This is a genomic window from Variovorax sp. Varisp41, assembly GCF_047325085.1.
Taxonomy (GTDB): Bacteria; Pseudomonadota; Gammaproteobacteria; order Burkholderiales; family Burkholderiaceae_C; genus Variovorax.
This window is the reverse complement of sequence record NZ_CP168540.1, coordinates 4,582,136-4,600,880: the sequence shown is the minus strand read 5'-3', so window position 1 is coordinate 4,600,880 and position 18,745 is coordinate 4,582,136. Positions and strand designations below refer to the sequence as shown.

General features: G+C 71.3%; 20 protein-coding genes. 4 read left to right on the top strand and 16 right to left on the bottom strand.

Translation table 11 applies throughout. The features are described 5' to 3' along the window. Positions 1-8: 8 nt before the first annotated feature. Entirely contained in the window at positions 9-1,226 is a 1,218-nt protein-coding gene (locus ACEN9J_RS21240) for an acyltransferase family protein (RefSeq protein WP_413761977.1), read from the top strand. Here the strand turns inward: ACEN9J_RS21240 and ACEN9J_RS21235 are convergent. Then, the gene (locus ACEN9J_RS21235; RefSeq protein ID WP_261208871.1) at positions 1,163-2,050 is read right to left on the bottom strand and encodes a LysR family transcriptional regulator; all 888 of its coding nucleotides are present in this window, start codon (positions 2,048-2,050) and stop codon (positions 1,163-1,165) included. The genes ACEN9J_RS21240 and ACEN9J_RS21235 overlap by 64 nt on opposite strands. An 80-nt stretch (positions 2,051-2,130) precedes the next feature. Here ACEN9J_RS21235 and ACEN9J_RS21230 point away from each other — a divergent pair, with 80 nt between their 5' ends. Next, on the top strand, positions 2,131-3,045 hold the full coding sequence (locus tag ACEN9J_RS21230; protein WP_208513064.1) for an EamA family transporter: 915 nt from the start codon (positions 2,131-2,133) through the stop codon (positions 3,043-3,045). Between the two features lie 4 nt (positions 3,046-3,049). Here ACEN9J_RS21230 and ACEN9J_RS21225 read toward each other — a convergent pair whose 3' ends face one another. The 15 genes from ACEN9J_RS21225 to ACEN9J_RS21155 form a co-directional block, all read right to left on the bottom strand. Further along, positions 3,050-3,973 carry a fatty acid desaturase family protein gene (locus ACEN9J_RS21225; protein WP_296734936.1) on the bottom strand — a complete coding sequence of 308 codons (924 nt, stop codon included), beginning with the start codon at positions 3,971-3,973 and terminating at the stop codon, positions 3,050-3,052. Positions 3,974-4,034: 61 nt separating this feature from the next. Beyond that, positions 4,035-4,709 (bottom strand): GntR family transcriptional regulator, encoded by a 675-nt coding sequence (locus tag ACEN9J_RS21220; RefSeq protein ID WP_057598405.1) that lies wholly within the window; start codon positions 4,707-4,709, stop codon positions 4,035-4,037. A 34-nt stretch (positions 4,710-4,743) separates the two neighbouring features. Continuing rightward, entirely contained in the window at positions 4,744-6,036 is a 1,293-nt protein-coding gene (locus tag ACEN9J_RS21215; RefSeq protein ID WP_413761976.1) for an FAD-dependent oxidoreductase, read from the bottom strand. Beyond that, the gene (locus ACEN9J_RS21210) at positions 6,033-6,296 is read right to left on the bottom strand and encodes a 2Fe-2S iron-sulfur cluster-binding protein (RefSeq protein WP_296799798.1); all 264 of its coding nucleotides are present in this window, start codon (positions 6,294-6,296) and stop codon (positions 6,033-6,035) included. Before ACEN9J_RS21210 ends, ACEN9J_RS21215 begins: the two co-directional genes overlap by 4 nt. Beyond that, positions 6,293-7,402, bottom strand: coding sequence for an NAD(P)/FAD-dependent oxidoreductase (locus tag ACEN9J_RS21205; protein ID WP_413761975.1), 1,110 nt, complete (start codon positions 7,400-7,402; stop codon positions 6,293-6,295). The genes ACEN9J_RS21210 and ACEN9J_RS21205 overlap by 4 nt, the downstream gene beginning before the upstream one ends. Positions 7,403-7,410: 8 nt before the next feature. Continuing rightward, positions 7,411-8,355 (bottom strand): 4-hydroxyproline epimerase, encoded by a 945-nt coding sequence (locus ACEN9J_RS21200; protein WP_057593241.1) that lies wholly within the window; start codon positions 8,353-8,355, stop codon positions 7,411-7,413. Between the two features lie 91 nt (positions 8,356-8,446). Beyond that, on the bottom strand, positions 8,447-9,580 hold the full coding sequence (locus ACEN9J_RS21195) for a branched-chain amino acid ABC transporter substrate-binding protein (protein ID WP_203203420.1): 1,134 nt from the start codon (positions 9,578-9,580) through the stop codon (positions 8,447-8,449). Between the two features lie 82 nt (positions 9,581-9,662). Further along, positions 9,663-10,577, bottom strand: coding sequence for a dihydrodipicolinate synthase family protein (locus tag ACEN9J_RS21190; RefSeq protein ID WP_413761974.1), 915 nt, complete (start codon positions 10,575-10,577; stop codon positions 9,663-9,665). A gap of 139 nt (positions 10,578-10,716) precedes the next feature. After that, a complete protein-coding gene (locus ACEN9J_RS21185; RefSeq protein WP_413761973.1) occupies positions 10,717-11,406 on the bottom strand; it encodes a glycine zipper 2TM domain-containing protein in 690 nt (229 codons plus the stop codon). A 137-nt stretch (positions 11,407-11,543) separates the two neighbouring features. After that, the gene (locus ACEN9J_RS21180) at positions 11,544-12,857 is read right to left on the bottom strand and encodes a HipA domain-containing protein (protein ID WP_413764587.1); all 1,314 of its coding nucleotides are present in this window, start codon (positions 12,855-12,857) and stop codon (positions 11,544-11,546) included. A 20-nt stretch (positions 12,858-12,877) separates the two neighbouring features. Then, complete coding sequence (locus tag ACEN9J_RS21175; RefSeq protein ID WP_413761972.1) at positions 12,878-13,330, bottom strand: helix-turn-helix domain-containing protein; 453 nt, start codon at positions 13,328-13,330, stop codon at positions 12,878-12,880. A gap of 92 nt (positions 13,331-13,422) precedes the next feature. After that, positions 13,423-14,385, bottom strand: a complete 963-nt coding sequence (locus tag ACEN9J_RS21170; protein WP_261208846.1) for a tripartite tricarboxylate transporter substrate-binding protein — start codon at positions 14,383-14,385, stop codon at positions 13,423-13,425. A 53-nt stretch (positions 14,386-14,438) separates the two neighbouring features. Next, positions 14,439-15,641, bottom strand: a complete 1,203-nt coding sequence (locus ACEN9J_RS21165) for a M20 aminoacylase family protein (RefSeq protein WP_413761971.1) — start codon at positions 15,639-15,641, stop codon at positions 14,439-14,441. Between the two features lie 71 nt (positions 15,642-15,712). After that, the gene (locus tag ACEN9J_RS21160) at positions 15,713-16,576 is read right to left on the bottom strand and encodes a pirin family protein (protein WP_413761970.1); all 864 of its coding nucleotides are present in this window, start codon (positions 16,574-16,576) and stop codon (positions 15,713-15,715) included. Continuing rightward, positions 16,573-17,157, bottom strand: a complete 585-nt coding sequence (locus ACEN9J_RS21155; RefSeq protein ID WP_413761969.1) for an NADPH-dependent FMN reductase — start codon at positions 17,155-17,157, stop codon at positions 16,573-16,575. The genes ACEN9J_RS21160 and ACEN9J_RS21155 overlap by 4 nt, the downstream gene beginning before the upstream one ends. Positions 17,158-17,298: 141 nt before the next feature. On the opposite strand from ACEN9J_RS21155, the gene ACEN9J_RS21150 reads away from it, so the two are divergent. Together ACEN9J_RS21150 and ACEN9J_RS21145 are read left to right on the top strand one after the other, a co-directional pair. Further along, entirely contained in the window at positions 17,299-18,225 is a 927-nt protein-coding gene (locus ACEN9J_RS21150) for a LysR family transcriptional regulator (RefSeq protein ID WP_261208840.1), read from the top strand. A gap of 37 nt (positions 18,226-18,262) precedes the next feature. Continuing rightward, the gene (locus ACEN9J_RS21145) at positions 18,263-18,739 is read left to right on the top strand and encodes an FKBP-type peptidyl-prolyl cis-trans isomerase (RefSeq protein ID WP_057593250.1); all 477 of its coding nucleotides are present in this window, start codon (positions 18,263-18,265) and stop codon (positions 18,737-18,739) included. The last annotated feature ends 6 nt before the right edge of the window (positions 18,740-18,745 follow it).

Below are 18,745 nucleotides of genomic sequence, written 5' to 3'. Positions count from 1 at the left end.
GTGGCCGCATGAACAACGCCAACACCCCTCCTTCCGCCCCGCAACGCCTGCACGCGCTCGACAACCTGCGCGCCCTCATGATGTGGCTGGGCATCGTGCTGCACGTGGCTCTCAACCACATCACCGTCGCCTCGCCGCTGCCCTGGCGCGACCCGCAAACTTCGCGCGTCGCCGACCTGCTGCTGCTGTTCATCCACGGCTTCCGCATGCCGGTGTTCTTCGTGCTCGCGGGCTTCTTCGTCGCGCTGCTGGTCGAGCGGCGCGGCGCCGGCGGCATGCTGCGCAACCGCGCGCTGCGGCTCGCCCTGCCCTTCGCGCTGTTCTGGCCGCCGCTGTTCGCGCTGACCACGCTGCTCGCGATGGTCTACATCCACCTCACGGTGCGTGGCGTGCCGGGACTCGACGCGGCGCTGGCGCCGCCGCGCCCGCCGGGCGGCTCGCCATTCAACACGCTGCACCTGTGGTTCATCTACCAGCTGTTCTGGCTCTGCGTGCTGGCCTGGGCCGGCGCGAAGCTGGGCCGCTTCGTGCCGGCGCGGCTGCGCGCGGGCTTTTCGCGCGGCTTCGAACTGCTGGCGCGCCAGCCCTGGGGCGTCCTGGTGCTGGCGCTGCCGCTGGCGGTGGCCGGGTCCTTCCATCCCACGGGCCTGGCGCCGCAGAGCGGCTCCTTCCTGCCGCCCTGGGGCGAATGGGTGCACAGCGGCCTGTTCTTCGTGTTCGGCCTGTGCCTGCACGGGCGGCAGGAACTGCTCGCCCGCTTCGCCGCGCGCTGCCAGCTCCTGGCGCTCGCGGGCCTGGGCTTCTTCGGCGCGACGCTCGCGCTGCTGGGCGCCGCGCCCGGCACGACGCCCCTGCCGCATGCCGCCTTCTGGATCGCCTACGCCTACGGCACCGCCGGCTGGCTCTGGAGCCTGGCGCTGATCGGCGCCTTCGTGCGCTGGCTGCCGCGGCGCAACGGCGTGCTCGACTACCTCTCGCGCAGCTCGTACTGGGTCTACCTGGTCCACATGCTCGGCACCGTCGGCTTCGGCGTGCTGCTGTTCCATGCGCCGCTGGGCGCGCTCGCGAAGATGGGCCTCAACATCGCGGCCACCTCGCTCGTCGCGCTCGCGAGCTACGAGCTGCTGGCGCGCCGCACGCCCATCGGGCGGCTGCTCAACGGTCAGCGCGAGGCGAAGCGCTCGAGCAGGAAGTCGACGAAGGCGCGCGTCTTCGCGGCCAGGTGACGCGAGGGATAGACGGCATAGACCGGCGTGCGGTCGGCCTCCCAGTCATCCAGCACCGCCTCGAGCCGGCCCGCGGCCAGTTCGTGCGCGACGTAGATGCGCGGGATCAGGCTCAGGCCGAAGCCCGCGAGCAGCGCGTCGCGCACCGCGAGGCTGGAGCTGACCTTGTAGCGCCCGTCGACCGGCACCGCCACGCTGCGGCCGGCGCGGCGGAAGGTCCACTTGTGGGCATGGCCCGAGAGCGTGAACTGCACGCAATCGAAGGCCTTCAGGTCCTCGGGCCGCGCGGGCCGGCCGCGGGCGGCGAAGTAGGCCGGCGCGCCGCACAGCACGTGGGTCATGGTCGTGAGCTCGCGCGCCACCAGGCTCGAGTCCTCGAGCCGGTCGCTGCCGCGGATCGCGAGGTCGTATCCGCCGCCGATCAGGTCGGTGCGCGCGTCCTGCAGGTCGAGCTCGAGCCTGAGGTTCGGATGGCGCTCCATGAAGGCCGGGATGCCGGGCGAGATGCAGGTCAGCGCGAAGGTCAGCGGCGCGCTGACCCGCAGCACGCCCGACGGGCTGCTGCCCATCGGCGCGAGCGCGGCGTCGGCCTCGCTCAGATCGTCGAGGATGCGCGAGAGCCGCTGGTGGTAGGCCGCGCCGGCCTCGGTGAGGCTCATGCTGCGCGTGGTGCGGTTGATGAGCCGCACCTTCAAGTGCGCCTCGAGCTCGGCGATGTTCTTGCTGACCGCGGCGGCCGACAGCCCGAGCTGGCGCGCCGCGCCCGCGAAACTGCCGCTGGTGGCGGCGGTGCGGAAGACCTGGAGGGCGGTGAGATGGTCCATGATCCACAACCATTGGTAATGAATCAATTCATTATTCAGACATTCACAACCAGCGGTCAATTGAATAGATTCAAGCCTCCATGACCGATACCACCGACCGCAGCGCCCGCCCTCCCGCCCGGGGCGCCGACATCCTGCTGACCGCCGCCGCGCCCGCGATCTGGGGCAGCACCTACATCGTCACCACCGAGCTGCTGCCCGCGAACTACCCGCTCACGGTCGCGATGCTGCGCGCGCTGCCTGCGGGCCTGCTGCTGCTGGCCATCGTGCGGCAGTTGCCCGAACGCGCCTGGTGGGGCCGCATCCTGGTGCTGGGCGCGCTCAATTTCTCGCTGCTGTGGGCGATGTTGTTCATCGCGGCCTACCGGCTGCCGGGCGGGGTGGCGGCCACGATCACCTCGCTGCAGCCGCTGATGGTGGTGTTCCTCGCGAGCGCGCTGCTCGGCACGCGGGTGCGCGCGCTGTCGGTGGTGGCGGCCGCCGTGGGCTTCGGCGGCGTGGCGCTGCTGGTGCTCACGCCGCAGGCCAGGCTCGATGCGGTGGGCATCGCGGCGGCGCTCGCGGGCGCGGTGTCGATGGCCTTCGGCACCGTGCTGGCGCGGCGCTGGCAGCCGCCGGTCTCGGCGCTGACCTTCACCGCCTGGCAGCTCACCGCGGGCGGCCTGCTGCTGCTGCCGGTGGCGCTGTGGCTCGAACCGGCGCTGCCGCCGCTCACGGCCACCAACTGGCTGGGCTTCGGCTGGCTGGGCCTGGTGGGCGCCGCGCTGACCTACATCCTGTGGTTTCGCGGCGTGGCCCGGCTGGAGCCGGCCGCCATCGCCTCGCTGGCCTTCCTGAGCCCGGTGACGGCCGTGATCCTCGGCTGGGTGCTGCTGGGACAGCGGCTGTCGCCGCTGCAGGTGGCGGGCATCGCCATCGTGATCGCGAGCATCTGGCTGAGCCAGCATGCGCAGCGCGGGGCGCTGCCCACGGCGGCGCGGCCCGCGACGCGCTGAAGTTTCAGGCCGCCGTGGCCTGCTTGAGCAGGCTCAGGTAGCCGGGCTGCACCTCCATGCGCGCGGTGGTGCCACCGCGCTGCAACAGCCGGTGCGCCCGCGGCAGGCTCCAGCACGGCAGGCTGGTGAACATGTGATGCTCGCAGTGGTAGTTGACCCAGTAGGGCGCGATGAAGATGCGCTCGGCCAGGTTGGCATGCGTGGTGCGCGCCTGGCGCAGCGGATCGGCCTCGTTCTGCGCCACCAGCGCATGCTCGGCGATGTTGCGCACCCGGCTCACGAGCGGCAGCCAGGTCGCCATGGGCAGCAGCCACATCAGGACCCAGGCCCACCAGTAGCCCGCCAGCGCGAAGGCCAGCAGCCCGAGGCCGTTGGCGAGAAAGAAGCGGCGGTCCTTCGCGAGTTCGCGGCCGAACGCCTTCAGCGCCGATTCGCCCGGTGCGCGCCGGCGAATGCCTTCGGCGATGTGGCCGAAGCGCTGCTTGTAGAAAGTCTGGCCGCTGAGGTCGCGCACGACCTTGCGCCACATCGAGGCGCGCGAGATCGGGAACGGCGCCGACAGCACGAGATCGGGGTCCTCGGTCTGCTGCACGAAGCGGTGGTGCTGCAGGTGGTAGGGCCGGTAGTCGCGCAGGGTGGACGAGCACAGCCAGTGGCCGACCCAGTCGTTGACGCGGCGGTTGCGGTGCAGCCCCGCATGGGCCGCGTCGTGCATCAGGATGAACAGGCCGAGCTGGCGCGCGCCGACGATCGGCACCATCAGCGGAAGGGTCCATGGCCAGACGATGCCCACCAGCATCGCGAGGCCGATGACGCCCCAGCAGTGCGCGACCAGCCACAACCCCTTCCACGACGAGCGCGCGGTCAGCGCCTGCCATTCGTCGGTGCTGAAGAAATCCTCGGGGCGGGCTCGGGGTGCGGCGGCCATCGGGCCAGTATGCGCCGCGGGTCCGGGCGATGCACGCGGACTTCCCCGCAGGCCCGCGCGCCTAGCGGTCGATGATCTTGCGCGCGAAGCGCTCGAGGTAGTCCATCAGCCGGTCGGCGCCCGCGATGGCGGCGGCCTCGTCGCCGGTGGCGATGCCCTGCGCCAATTCGAGGTGGGCATTGGCGCCCTCGACGATCTCGCCCTGGTGCTGGTAGGCGTACCAGAAGCGGCGGCACTGCACGATCAGCGGCGTGACGGCCTTGACGGCCGAGTCGTTGTGGCTGGCCTGGTGGTTCACCAGGTCGAGCGCATGGTCGGCGCGCATGTAGCCGTCGAGGTCGCCGCGCGCGGCCGCCTCCACCATCTGCTCGGCGCAGCGCACGATCTCCTTGCGCTGCGGCGCGGTGGCGCGGCGCGCGGAGCAGGTGGCGATCAGCTGCTCGAGCACGCGGCGCGTCTGCACCACGTCGAGGTGGTCGGCGAGGTCGATGGTCGACACCAGCAGCCCGCGGCGCGCCTGCTGCACCACCAGGCCGATCGACACCATTCGCATCAGCGCCTCGCGCACCGGCGTGCGGCCCAGGCCGGTGCGCTCGGCCAGCTCGGCCTCGACGATCTGGCTGCCGGGCTCGAGCTGCAGCGTGGACAGCAGGGTCTCGATGGCGTCGTAGGCCATGTCGGCGGCGCGGCGCTTCGGGGCGGACGCGGGGGCAGGGGCGGGAATCGGAGCAGCCATGGAGGTTCGGGGACGCGGATCTGCGTAGTGTGGATCAGTCCGGGTCGCGCGCGCCCAGGCCGGCCAGCGTCGCGATGCGCACGGGCGACAGCGGCGGCCGCGGCGCGGGCGGCGTCCAGCCGAACAGGAACTGCGCGGCGTCTCCGCACACGCGCCCCTGGCACGGCCCCATGCCGCAGCGCTGGTGCAGCTTGGCGTCGGTCCAGCCGCCGCAGCCGGCGAGCGCCGCGAGGGGCACGTCCTCGCAGCGGCACACCAGCGTGTCGGGCCGGGCCAGCGCGCGGATCGCGGGGCCGGGCGCGAAGCCGCGGTGCAGGCGCGTGGCGAAGGCGTTCCAGCGCGCGCGTTCGGCGTATTGCAAGCGTGCGGCCTTTTCGTCGCCGACGGCCGCATGGCCCGCGATGGCGCCCTGCGCGAGCGCGCGTTCGCTGCCGCCGAAGCCCGTGCATTCGCCGGCCGCGTAGACGCCGTCCAGGCTGGTGGCCTGCCGCTCGTCGACGGCCAGCGCGAGCGTGCCGCTGTCGCCGAAGGGCGCGAGCGCGCAGCCGAGCATCTGGCCGAGCTGGGTGTTGGGCACGAGGCCGAAGCCGCAGGCCAGGCGCTCGCAGGCGACCTCCCGCATGCGGCCGCCCTGGCTCAGGCGCACCGATTCGAGTTGCGTCGTGCCCCGTGCCTCGACCACGTGCGAGCCCGTGCGGTAGGCCGCATCGGCCAGCGTCAGTGCCTGCGCCGCCTTGCCCGGCCAGCGCGCGAGCCCCAGCACGAAGCCCGCGACCGCGCCGAAGGCCGCCTGCTCGGCGATGCGCAGCACCTTCGCGCCGGCCTGGCGCGCGGTGGCCGCGGCTGCCAGCAGCAGCGGGCCGGTGCCGGCGACGACGATGCGCTCGCCCGCCACCGGCAGGCCGGCCTTGATCAGCGCCTGCAGGCCGCCCGCACCGGTCACGCCCGGCAGGGTCCAGCCCGGAAAGGGCAGCAGGCGTTCGCGCGCGCCGGTGCACAGCACGAGCCTGCCCCAGCGCAGGCGCCAGGCGCGCTCTGCCTCCTCGAGCAGCAGTTCGCGCGGCGCGCTGGCGGCCACCACGCGCGTGCCGCTGTGCACGCGCACGTTGGCGCGGGCGGCCAGCGCCTCGCGCAGCCGGCGCGCGGCCGGCGGCAGGGTGGCACCGGGACCGTCGCGCCAGATCTGGCCGCCGGGCACGGGGTTGTCGTCGATCACGACGATGGACGCGCCGCTGGGCGCGGCCGCCAGCGCGGCGGCCATGCCCGCGGGGCCGGCGCCGACGATCAGCAGGTCGCAGTGTTCGAGGCCGACGGCGTCGGTGCTCATCGCAGGGTCTCCACGCGCATGCCTTCGCCGCAGACGGTCTGGCAGGCGAGGCGGCGGCGGCCGTCGATGGCGACGCGGCATTCCTGGCAGATGCCCATGCCGCAGAAGGGCGCACGCGGCTGGCCCGTGACGGAGACGCGCGCGACGCCCATGGCCGGGGTCGTGTCGGCGATGCGCAGCGCGGCGGCGACCGAGCTGCCGGCCGCGACGCGCACCTCACGGCCGTCGACCTGCAACAGAACCTGCGGCGCGGCGTTCATGCCACTGCCTCGAGCAGCCGCCCAGGCGCGAAGGGCCGCGCATCGAACGGCGGCGCAGTGCCCGTCATCAGCGCCACCAGCAGCTCGGCGCTGCCCGGCGCGGTGGTCACGCCCAGGCCTTCGTGGCCGAGCGCGAGCCACAGCTTCTCGCGCCATGGATGCGCGCCCAGCAGCGGCAGGCCGTCGGGCGTGGCAGCGCGCAGGCCGGTCCAGCTGCGGATGGCATTGAGTTCGCCGAGGCCCGGCAGGTAGTCGATCGCGCGCCGCAGCATGCGCGCGAGCATCGCGGGCTCGACCGCGGGATCGGTGGTGTCGAACTGCCGCGAGGAGCCGACCAGCAGCTGCCCCGTGGGCCGCGGCTGCACGTTGAAGGCGACCGAGTCGCCCTCGGCATGGTGCGCACTGGTGACGTAGCCGAGCTCGACCAGTTGGTGCCGCACGGTGCCCGGATAGCGGTCGGTGATCAGCAGGTGGCCCTTCTTGGGCCGCAGCGGCAGCTCGGGGCACAGCGCGGCCGCCTCGAGGCCGGCGGCCAGCACGACCTGCGCGGCGCGGCGCCGGCCGCCGTCGGCCAGAAGCAGCGTGCCGTCGTCCTCGATGGCCGCGACCTGGGCCTGCTCGAATTCGACCGCGGCGCCCGCATCCGCGAGCAGCCAGCGCGCCGCGTTGGGCGCATAGAGGATGCCGTCGCCCGGCACCTCGAGCGCGCCCGCGAGGCCGGCGCGCAATGCCGGTTCGGCCATGGCCAATGCCTTCGCATCGAGCAGCCGGCTCGCGATGCCCAGCGCGGCGAGCCGTTCGCGCTTGCGTTCGGCCTCGGCCATCTCCGCGTCGTCGGCGGCGATCCAGAGCGTGCCGCAGGCGCTGTGCGCGCAATCAGCCGGCATGCGCGGCGCGAGCGTGCGCCACAGGTCGATCGAGCGGCTGCTGAGTTCGAGCTCGGCGCGGTTGTCGTCCATCGCCACGAGGTGGCCCATGCCGGCGCCGGTGGCACCGCCCCGGCGCGCATCGATCACGCGCACGCGACGGCCCGTGCGCGCGAGCGCATGCGCGCAGGCGGCGCCGACGATGCCGGCGCCGATGACGATCGCGTCCGCCTCGGCCATGCGCGAGTTCAGAGCCGGATGCCCCAGCCGAAGGGATCGGCCTCGTCGATCAGCAGGGTGGCTTCGGCGCTGATGTGGGCGCGGCCGCGCAGCGTGGGGATGACGCGGCCGTCGTCGGCGAGCTCGTAGCGGGCCTCGAAGCGGCTGCCGATCACGCTGGCCTGCGTCCACGCCTGGCCGGGCGCGAGCTTGCCGTCGGCCGCGAGGCAGGCGATCTTGGCGCTGGTGCCGGTGCCGCAGGGCGAGCGGTCGTAGGCATTGCCGGGGCACAGCACGAAGTTGCGGCTGTCGGCGCCGTCCGCGTCGTCGGCGAACAGCTCGATGTGGTCGATTTCCGCGCCCTCGGCGCCGGTGATGCCCTGCGCCGCGAGCGCGCGCCGCAGCGCGGCCGTGTAGTCGGTGAGCGCGGCGAGGTTGTCGCTCGCCACGCGCTGGCCGTGCGCGGCCTCGCTCACGAGGAAGAACCAGTTGCCGCCCCAGGCCACGTCGCCGCGCACGGTGCCATGGCCCGGCAGCTCGACGGCCACCTGGTGCAGGTGACGGTACGCCGGCACGTTGCGCACGCTGACCGCGCCATCCGCGTGCAGCGTGGTGGTGACGGTGCCCACGGGCGTCTCGATGCGGTGCTCGCCGGGGCCGATGCGGCCCATGTGCGCGAGGCTCGCGACCAGGCCGATGGTGCCGTGGCCGCACATGCCGAGGTAGCCCGCGTTGTTGAAGAAGATCACGCCGGCCGCTGCATCGGGCGCGACCGGTTCGCACAGCAGCGCTCCGACCACGACGTCGCTGCCGCGCGGCTCGAGCACGGTGGCGGCGCGCCATTGGTCGTGATGCTCGGCCAGCAGCGCGCGGCGCTCGGCCATGCTGCCGCGGCCGAGGTCCGGGAAGCCGCCGGTCACGAGGCGGGTGGGCTCGCCGCCGGTGTGCGAGTCGATGATCTGGATGCGGTGCATGGAGATGGGCGCATCGCCTTCCTTGAAGACGGCGATGCGTTGAAGGAAAAGGAGGAGGAAGGGGCCGCGGCCCCTTCTGGGAAGGCGTGGCTCAGTAGCTCGCGAGCGCCGTCGGCGCGGCGTTCTTGAAGGTGAACACCGTGATCGGCGCCTGCTTCATGTTGCCCTTGTCGTCGTAGGCATAGGTCGCGGCCACGCCCTTGTAGGTGGTCTTGTAGAGCTCGGCGCCGACCTTGTCGGGATCGATCGAGTTGGCCTTGGCCATCGACTCGCCGATGAACATCACCTGGTCGTAGTACGAGGCCGCGTAGGCATCGGCGTCGGCACCGAAGCGCTTCTTGAACTTCTCCTTGAAGGCCGGACCGCTGACCGCCTTCTCGAGGATCGAGCCGCCCTGGGCGCAGAACACCGCGTCGTTGACCGCGTCGCCGCCGAGCTTGCCCATCGCGGGGCTGCACAGCGTGTCGCCGCCGAGCAGCTTGGCGTTGATGCCGAGCTGCTTCATCTGCCGCGTCATCGGCGCGCCCTGCGGCGCATAGCCGCCGAAGAAGATCGCCTCGGGCTGCTTGGCCTTCATGTTGGTCAGGATGGCGGTGAAGTCGACCGCCTTGTCGGTGGTGAACTCCTGGCCGACCACGGTGAGGCCCTGCTTCTTCGCTTCCTTGGTGAACTCCTCGGCGAGCCCCTGGCCGAAGGCGGTGCGGTCGTCGATCACGCCGACCTTGGTGACCTTGAGCACCTTGGCCGCGTACACGGCCATGCTGCCGCCGATCTGGTTGTCGCTCGCGATGATGCGGTAGAGGTTCTTGTAGCCACCCTGCGTGACCTTCGGGTTGGTGCCCACGGTGGACAGCAGCACGCCGCCGTCGCTGTAGACGCGCGAGGCCGGGATGGCCACGCCCGAGCAGTACGGGCCCATGACGAACTTGACGTTGTCGTCGACGAACTTCTGCGCCACGGCCACGCCGCTCTTGGCGTCGCAGGCATCGTCCTCCGACTTGAGTTCGAACTTGAGCGTCTTGCCGCCGACCACGAGCTTCTTGGCGTTGAGCTCCTCGATCGCGAGGCGCACGCCGTTCTCGTTGTCCTTGCCCGCGAACGCATTGGGGCCGGAGAGCGGCCCGGTATGGCCGATCTTGACCACCTGCTCCTGCGCCTTCGCCTGGGTTGCGAGGGCCAGCGCCACGAGGCCGAGCAGCGGAATCATCTTCGATGGTGTCTTCATGCTTCTTCCTGGATAAGGGGACACGGAGGGTACGGGGGAAACGAGGGCGCCGCCCTCGGGGGAAACGCAGCAAACGAAGGGCTTAGGCGACCGATTGGTACTTGGCCGGACGGGTCGCGAGCGCCTTCTTCACGATGGCCTCGATGGCCTCGCGCTCGGCGCCCACCAGCGGCAGGCGCGGACGGCGCACGTGCTCGGTGCCCACGCCCACGAGGTGGTCGATGAGCTTGAGGTTCTGGACCAGCTTGGTCGAGACGTCGAGATGCAGCATCGGCGTCATCCACTGGTAGAGCTCGAGCGCCTCGGCGAACTGGCCGGCCTTCATCAGGTCGTACAGCGCCACCGTCTCGCGCGGGAACGCGCAGCCCACGCCGGCCAGCAGGCCGTCGCAGCCCAGCGCCAGGCCCTCGTAGGCGAGGTCGTCCACGCCGAGGAACAGCTGGTAGCGATCGCCGACCGTGTTGCGCAGGTCGGTGATGCGGCGGATGTTGTCGGTGCTCTCCTTGATGGCCGCGATCCATTCGCAGTCGGCCAGCTCGACCATGTGCTCGGGCTTGAGGTCGACGCGGTAGGCCACCGGGTTGTTGTAGACCATCACCGGCTTCTGCGCCGCGTTGGCGATGGTGCGCACGTTGAGCATGGCTTCGCGCGCGTCGGCCACGTAGATCACCGAGGGCATGACCATGTAGCCGGCCACGCCGAGCTTGTTGCCGCCCTCGACGTAGCGCAGCGCCTCGCGGGTGCTGGTCTCGGACACGTTCGCCAGTACCGGGATGCGGCCGTCGGCGGCCTCGAGCGCGATCCGTGCGACCTGCAGCTTCTCCTCGAGCGACAGCGTGCTGGCCTCGCCGAGCGAGCCGCAGGTGACGAGGCCGTGGATGCCGTTGCGGATCTGGAAGTCGATGTGGCGCGCGGTGCCTTCGGCATCGATGCGCTCGTCGGCATGGAACTTGGTGGTGACGGCGGGAAAGATGCCTTGCCAGCGGGGGTTGCTCACGAATTCGCTCCTTGGATGGGCCCGGATGGGCGGGGCTGGGACGGAGCGGATTTAAATATATTAAGGATATACCGTCAATATTCTCGTAAACGCGCATACCCGGCCGGAAGGCCGGGCGTGTCTCGAAACACCGGTGGGTCTACTTGTGGCCGTCGGCCGGGCTCAGCGTGTGGCCCTTGAGCCTGACGGCCTTGCCGATCGGCGGCGCGCTGCGCGTCTCGACGCTGCGCAGCGTGCCGTTGTCCATGCGCACGCCGACCTGGTAGACGGTGACCGTGTGGGTGCGCTTCTCGATCTCGTTGCCCGCATAGCCGCCGCCGACGGCGCCGAGCACGGTCGCGGCCGTGCGGCCGCCGCCATGGCCGATCTGGTTGCCCACCAGCCCGCCGACCACGCCGCCAGCCACCATGCCGACGCCGCTCGGGCGCTGGGTACGCTGCACGGCGCGCACCGTCTCGACATGGCCACAGACCGCGCAGGGCGGGGCGGCCGCGGGTTCGGGCGCGGCGGCCATCGGCGCGGGGGCCGTCGCTGGAACGGGCTGCGGCGTGGCGCTCATGGCCGGCGCAGGCGCCGCCGAGGTCGCGGTCCCAGTCGGGCCGGACGGCAAGGGCTGGAGCGCCGGCGGCGCGGCATCGGGCTTGAAGTCATCGGGTGCCGGGCCGGATGCCAGGGCCACGGGCGGCGATGCCGCCGTGCCGCCCTGGTGCTTCTGCCACAGCGCGCCGCCGAGCGCGGCCACCGCCACCGCGAGCACGCCGATCACCACCCAGAGCTTCTGCGTTCCACCCTGGCGCGAGGGCATGGCTGTTGTCGTTGTCTGTTCCATGAAAGCCTTCCTTCCTGCGGTCCGGCCTACGAGCCGGAACCCGTTCCCAGCATCGCCCGCGGAAGGCCGAAGTCAATGCACGGGCGTCCTACACGCCGGCACGCGGCGAGCGCATCCGGCTGGAGGACGAGACCGGGTCAGCGCGTCGCGGCGGGCGCCACGCCCGAAAGGAAGCGCCGTGCCTCGGCGCGCATGCCGCGGGAAACGGCCTCCCAGGTCCGCGCGGGAAAGTCCGCGGGCAGCGCGGCCTCGACCTCGGCCAGCGCCTCGTCGAGGGTCTCGACCATCGCGAGCATCGCGCGCCAGGTGTCGTCGCCGCCGTTGCGCATCGCGAGCCCCCACCAGTGGCGGGCCTGGATGGTGTGCAGCGCGTAGTGCGCGTTCTTCGAGCGCACGGCCATCGCCAGCTCGGCCCGGCGCGGCTGGAACTGGCTCGCGCCGTTGCCGAAGTAGGGCCACATCGAGAGCACGTCGTAGAGCGGCGTCATCTCGTAGGCATCGCCGCGCTGCAGGTGGATCGAGAAATTCTTGGCATGCCCGTCGGTGGCCGCCAGCAGGAAGAAGGCGAGCTGCGCGAGCAGGAACAGCGTGCCGTCGTCCCGGCTGCGGCTTCCCTGCAGCAGTTGCAGGCAGCGGGTCATGCCGGGGCCGCCGTGCTGCTCGTACTTGCGCTCGGGCGGCAGCGCCATCGCCTGGCAGAAATCTTCCTGCGGCAGGCGCGCGATCCAGCGCTCGCCGTTCGCGCCCGCCATCCATTCGCGGTCGAAGCGCTCGACCGCCAAGACCTTCTGGTCGCCGAAGGTCTCGATGGCGGTCGGCGCGACCGGGAGGCCCAGCGCGCCGACGATCCGCGCGCAGAGCCATTCGTTCTGCACCGAGTCCGAGGCATCGACGCGCCGCGAGCCCCCGATCAGCCCCAGCGGCAGCTTGAGGATGTGGGTGGTCGGCGTGGCGCCATGCGGGCGGCACCAGCGGCCGTCGACGCGGGTCAGTGCGGTCTTTTCCTGCGCGCCCGCGAGCGAGATGCGAAACAGGTCGCGGTCGCGCAGCCGCTCGGGCGTCGATTCGGTCGGCACGGCGCGCAGCAGCTCGGTCACCTGCTCGTCGGCGAGCGGCTCGCAGTTCACGCGGTCCCAGCCTTCGGGCACCGCGCCGTCGGGCAGCAACTGCACCGCGCCCACGCAGTCGCGGCCGATGGCTTCGAGCAGGTCGAAGACCTTGGTGTTCCTGAGCCCGAAGCGCTGGCCCAGCCGCGCGCGGATCCGCTCGTTGTCGGGCAGCAGGTTGTCGAAGTAGTTGCGCACCGCCTCGCCCTGGACTTCGAGCGCCGTGGTGATCGGCAGCGAGAGCGACAGCGAACGGCGTCGCGGCGACGCGAGCCAGGCGGGCTCGTAGCGGAAGGTGTGGGATTCGCGATCGACCGACCAGGTGCCGACGAGCTCGCCGTTCATCCAGGCCTTGAGCGCGCGCCTCACCAGGAGCCTTTCCTCGGTGTGGCGGCGAAGCGCTCGCGGGCGGCGGGCGCGGGGCCAGCCGCGGCGGGGCGCGGCGCTTGCGGTTCGGGGAGCGACGGGGCGGCCGGCGGTTCCACGCCTTTTTCCTGGACGACCGGCGCGGCCGGCGACGGCACGCGGCCATAGGCGCGCGCCGCGTTGCGGTCGTTCGGGCGCGGGTCGCCATCGGGAAGTTCCGCATTCGCCGGAACCTCGTCCTCGTCGCGCAGCGAGATCGACGCGCCCAGCGCCGCCAGCAATTTCATCAGCTGCTCGAAGCCGACGGCCCCCGGATTCGCCTCGATCTCGGCGATCCGGGCCTGGCTGACGCCGACGAGGGCGCCGGCCTGCGCCTGCGTCAGGCCGCGCTTTTTCCGCAGCGCCTGGAGGTGCGCCCGGAGCTGGTCGGCAAAACGAAGGGGGTAGTCCATCTTGCCTTCAAGATATAGGTCTATCCTTGTTTTGTCAATTTACAGGCTTAGGCTTATATTTGCCTTTTATCTGCCATAGCTTGTACTCGACTTCAATCGACCTTCGCCCCCGAAGCCTTCACCACCGCCCCCATCGCATCCCAGTCGGCGCGCAGCAGCTTCTGGAATTCCTCGGCGCTCTGGCTGCGCGGCTCCACGCCCAGCCGCGTGAAGCGTTCCTGGATCGCCGGGTCGGCAATCACCTTGTTGACGGCCGCGTTGAGCCGCTCGACCTCGGCCTTGGGCGTGGCCGCCGGCGCGAGCAGGCCGATCCACGAGTCGAAGGCATAGCCGGGCAGGCCGCTCTCGGCCACGGTCGGCAGCTTCGGCAGGAAGGGGCTGCGCGACTGGCCGGTCGAGGCCAGCAGCTTCATGCGCGGATCGCTCTGGAAGCCCATCACGCCGATGCTCGACGAGATCACCGCCTGCACCCGGCCCGCGAGCACCTCGTTGACCGCCTCGCCGGTGGACTTGGTCGGGATGTGCGTCATCTGCAGCCCGGCCTTGGCGAGGAACGAGGCCATCGCGAGGTGCGTGGCGCTGCCGTTGCCGGCCGAGGCGTAGTTGTACTTGCCGGGATTGGCCTTGACCTCCTTGATGAAGTCGGCCGTGGTCGACACGTTCATGCCGCTGGCCACCGCGAGCACGTAGCCCGCGTTGCCGATGTTGGCCACGCCCACGAAGTCCTTGAGCGGGTCGTAGGGCAGCTTGCTGTAGAGGAAGCCCGCGATGTTGTGGCTCGCGGCCGCGAGCACCAGCGTGTTGCCGTCGGCCGGCGCCTTGGCCGCGATCGCCGCGCCCACGGTGCCGCCCGCACCCGCGCGGTTCTCGACGATGGCGCTCGCATTGAGCGCCGCGCCGAGCTCGTTGTTGAAGGCGCGCGCCACGGTGTCCTGCACCGCGCCGGTGCCGAAGGGCACGACGATGTGGATCACGCGCTGCTGCGCCATCGCGGGCAGTACAGCCGCCGCGAAGGCCAGGGCGAGGAGCGAGCGTCGGGCGAACGGGGTGGTCATCGGTGGGGCCGCTTTCGTCGGGTTGGAGAAAGGAAGAAGTCCGCGTGGTCGCTTCAGCGCCCCGGCGCGAGCCAGCGCTGCGCCAGCCGCACGAAGTAGCTCGCGCCGATCGGGATGATCTCGTCGTTGAAGTCGAACGAACTGTTGTGGATGATGCAAGGCCCGGGCCCGTGGCCGTCGAGGCGGTGGTCGCCGTCGCCATTGCCGAGGAAGGCATAGCAGCCGGGCCGCGCCAGCAGCATGTGGGCGAAGTCCTCGGCGCCCATCACCGCCGGGAAGTCGGTGGTGACCATGTCGTCGCCCACCACCTCTCGCATCACGCCGGCCGCGAAGCGCGCCTCGGCCGGGTGGTTCACCGTCGGCGGCGAGGAGCGGTTGAAGAACACCTCGGCCGTGCAGCCGTGCGCCGCCGCCACGCCCCCGGCCACCTCGCGCAGCCGGGCTTCCAGCAGGTCGATGGCCTCGATCGAGAAGGTGCGGATGGTGCCGCCGACCGTGGCCTCGTCGGGAATGATGTTGGGCGCGTCCGAGCCGCGCAGTTGCGTGACCGCGAGCAGCGCGCGCTCGGTGCTCGGGATGGTGCGCGCGACGATGGTCTGCAGCTGCTGCGCGAGGTTGACCACCGCTGCCACTGGGTCGATGCCGGTGTGCGGCATCGAGGCATGCGTGCCGCGCCCGTGCAGCGCGATGCGGTAGGTGTTGCTCGAGGCCATGAGCGCGCCCTCGTTGAGCGCGAAGCGGCCCACATCGCCGACCGGGAAGTTGTGCAGGCCGAAGACCGCGTCGCACGGGAAGCGCTCGAACAGGCCCTCGTCGATCATCTTCTTGGCCCCTGCCTTGCCCATCTCCTCCGCGGGCTGGAAGATGAAATGCACCGTGCCGTCGAAGTCGTCCGGGCCCTGTTGCGACAGGTGCCAGGCGGCGGCCAGCAGCATGGTGGTGTGGCCGTCGTGGCCGCAGGCGTGCATGCGGCCCGCGTGGCGCGACTTGTGGGCGAACTCGTTGGCCTCGTGCAGCGGCAGCGCGTCCATGTCGGCGCGCAGGCCGATGGTGCGCGCGCCCGTGCCCTTGCGCAGCACGCCGACCAGGCCGGTGCCCGCGATGCCGCGGTGCACCTCGATGCCCCATTCGGCGAGCAGGCCGGCCACTTTCTCGGAAGTGCGGTGTTCCTCGAAGCCGAGCTCGGGGTGGGCGTGGATGTCGCGCCGGATGTCGACGAAGCGCGCGACGTCGGCGAAGGAATCGACGATGTTCATGGGGGGTGGCTGGCTGAATCGTTCTGGAAGCGAACGATTCTGGCGCAGCCACCCGCCGCGCGCATGCTCGATTACGAGGCTCGGCCGAGCCGGCCCTCCTGCCGCAGCTTCGCGCCGATGCGACGGATCTCGGCCTCGCCCTGGTCCAGCGTCGCGCGGCTGGTGTGCACCGAGTAGTGGCCCATCACGAGCTCGTGCGGATGCTTGACCGCCGAGCCCAGCACGAAGGAGGTGTCGCCGTGCGCCACCAGCTCGATGGCCTCGCCCGACTCCTCGAACACCGCGAGCTCGCCGTCGCCGATGGTCCCGCCGGCCTCGTCGCCCGCGTCGAGCCCGCCGCTTTCGACCGCGAGCCAGCCCACCGTATGGCCGGCCGGCGGCGTGTAGCGCCAGTGCTCGCCGTCCTTCAGCTGCACCGCGAGGTAGTTGATCGGCGCGGGCGCCGGGATCGCGCTGCGCGCCGCGCCGTAGCTGCCGAGCAGCACGCGCGCCGGGCCCTCGCGCGGCACCTGCGAGGGCGCGAGGTAGATGCTCTGCGCGGGCGCGTTCTCTTCCGATGCGGGCAGCGCCACCCAGAGCTGGAAGCCGCGCACGCGCTTCACGCCCGGTGCCGGCGCGCCCGTGTGCCACACGCCATTGCCCGCGCGCATCCACTCGACGCCGCCGCCGCGCAGCACGCCCTGTTCGCCGGTCGTGTCCTCGTAGAGCGTGTCGCCCTCGATCAGCCAGGTCAGCGTGGCGATGCCCGAGTGCGGATGCATGCCGAAGCCGCGGTGGCCGCCCTCGGTGTCGAAGCCGAACAGGTCCAGGAAGACGAAGGGCTTGAGGAATTCGCCGAGGTCGCCCGGGCTCACGAGCCGCGCGATCGGCCCGTGCTTCATGCCGCGCGTGCGGTAGACGATGGCGCGGGTTCGTGTTGCGACTTCAGCGGTCATGCGGCCTCCCTCGCGGTCTTCAGTGCCTTGGTCCACCACGCGAGGTCGTCGAGCATGCCGCCCGCAGACTGCGCGAGGTGCGGGAAGTCCTCGAAGTTCTTGCCCTGCTGCCAGATGCCGAGGAACTCGACCATGCCGATGTGGACCGCGTTGCGCACCGGTGCCATCTGCATCTCGACCGCGATCAGCCTCAGCTGCTCGATCGCGCGCGCCGCGCCCACGCCGCCGTAGCCCACGAAGCCGATCGGCTTGCGCACGAACTCCTTGTAGGCCCAGTCGATCGCGTTCTTCAGCACCGCGCTCGGGCCGTGGTTGTACTCGGGCGTGACCACGACGAGGCCGTCGAAGCTGGCCAGCTTCGCCTGCCAGCGCTGCGCGGCCTCGTTCTTCACCGGGCCCCAGGCCGGCGCGCCGGCTTCGTCGAAGAAGGGCAGCGGATGGTCGCGCAGGTCGACCAGCTCGAAGGCGAGGTCGGTGCGCTGCTTCGCGATCTCGTGGATCCAGTGCGCGGGCTTCTCGCCGAAGCGGCCTTCGCGGGTCGAGCCGATGACGATGCCGATGAGGGGTTGGGTGGTGGACATGAAAGCTCCTGGGATTCGGGGTCGAGGGATGGATGGACGGGCCTGCGGGCCCGATGGATCGAAGGTTAGGGCGCCACCCATTGATCGACTAGACGGTAGAGTCGGATTGCACTCGTCCATTCTTGGAAGGAATCGAATCCCATGCTCGACCTCAACGACATCGCCATGTTCGTGCAGGTGGTGCGCCACGGCAGCTTCGCCGAAGCCGCCCGGCGCCTCGGGCTGCCGCCCAACACCGTGAGCCGGCGCATCCAGCAGCTCGAGGCGCAGCTGGGCACGCGGCTGATGCAGCGCTCGACGCGCAAGCTGACGCTGACCAGCGCGGGCCAGGCTTTTCACGAGCGCTGCGCGGGCGCGGTCGATGGACTGGTCGAGGCCGGGCAGGAGCTGGTCACCGGCAGCCGCGAGCCCAGCGGCCTCGTGCGCGTGGCGGCGACCGCCGACTTCTTCGATTTCTTCCCGATGGAATGGGTGGCCGACTTCCTGGCCGCGAATCCGCTGGTGCGGGTCGACTTCGTGCTCAGCGACGCCAAGGCCGACCTGATCGCGGAGCAGATCGACGTCGCCTTCCGTGGCGGCGCGCAGCCCGATTCGGGCTACGTCGGCCGCAAGCTGCTGGGACCGCGCACCGACGGCCTGGTGGCGAGCCCCGCCTACATCGCCGCGCGCGGCGCCCCGGCCACGCTGCAGGACCTGGCGCAGCACGACTGCGTGACCGCGGCGCATCCCAGCGGCCGCGCGACCTGGCGGTTGGCCGGGCCGGACGGCGAGGAGGAAGTGCAGGTCACGGGCCGCTTCAGCGGCAACACCGCGCAGGCGCTGCGCCGGGCGGCCGTGGCCGGCCTGGGCATCGCGCTGCTGCCGCCCTCGATGGGCCGGCTCGACGTGGCAGCCGGCCGGCTGGTGCCGGTGCTGCCGCAGTACCAGCGCACGGGGCAGGGGCTGACCGTGCTGTACCCGAGCCGCAAGCACCTGCCGCTCGCGGTGTCGGCCTTCATCGCGATGGTGACGCAGAAGCTGAGCACGGAGGAAACGCTGCCCGAGGCCTTCCGCTCGTGGAAGACCTAGCTGCTACGGCCCATCGGTTTGCACGGAAAATGGCCCGATGAAAATCGCAAAAGACACCGTCGTCACCCTCAAGTACAAAGTCGCCGACGCCCAGGGCAAGCTGATCGAAGCCAGCCCCGAGCCCATGGCCTACCTGCACGGCGGCTACGAGAACACGCTGCCCAAGATCGAGGAAGCGCTCGACGGCCAGGAGAAGGGCTACCAGACCACCCTGAACCTCGCGCCCGAGGACGCCTTCGGCCAGCGCGACGAGACGCTGGTTCGCAGCATTCCCAAGACCGACTTCCCGCCGGGCGTGAAGGTGGGCGGCCAGCTGCAGGGCCGCCTCGACGACGGCCGCGAGCATGTCTTCACCGTGATGAAGATCAAGGGCCCGGTCGTGATGCTCGACGGCAACCATCCGTGGGCCGGCAAGGCGCTGCGCTTCAGCCTGACCGTGACGGACGTGCGCGAGGCACTGCCGGTGGAGATCGAGCACCGGCACGTGCACGGGGCGCACGGCCACCACCACTGACATCGG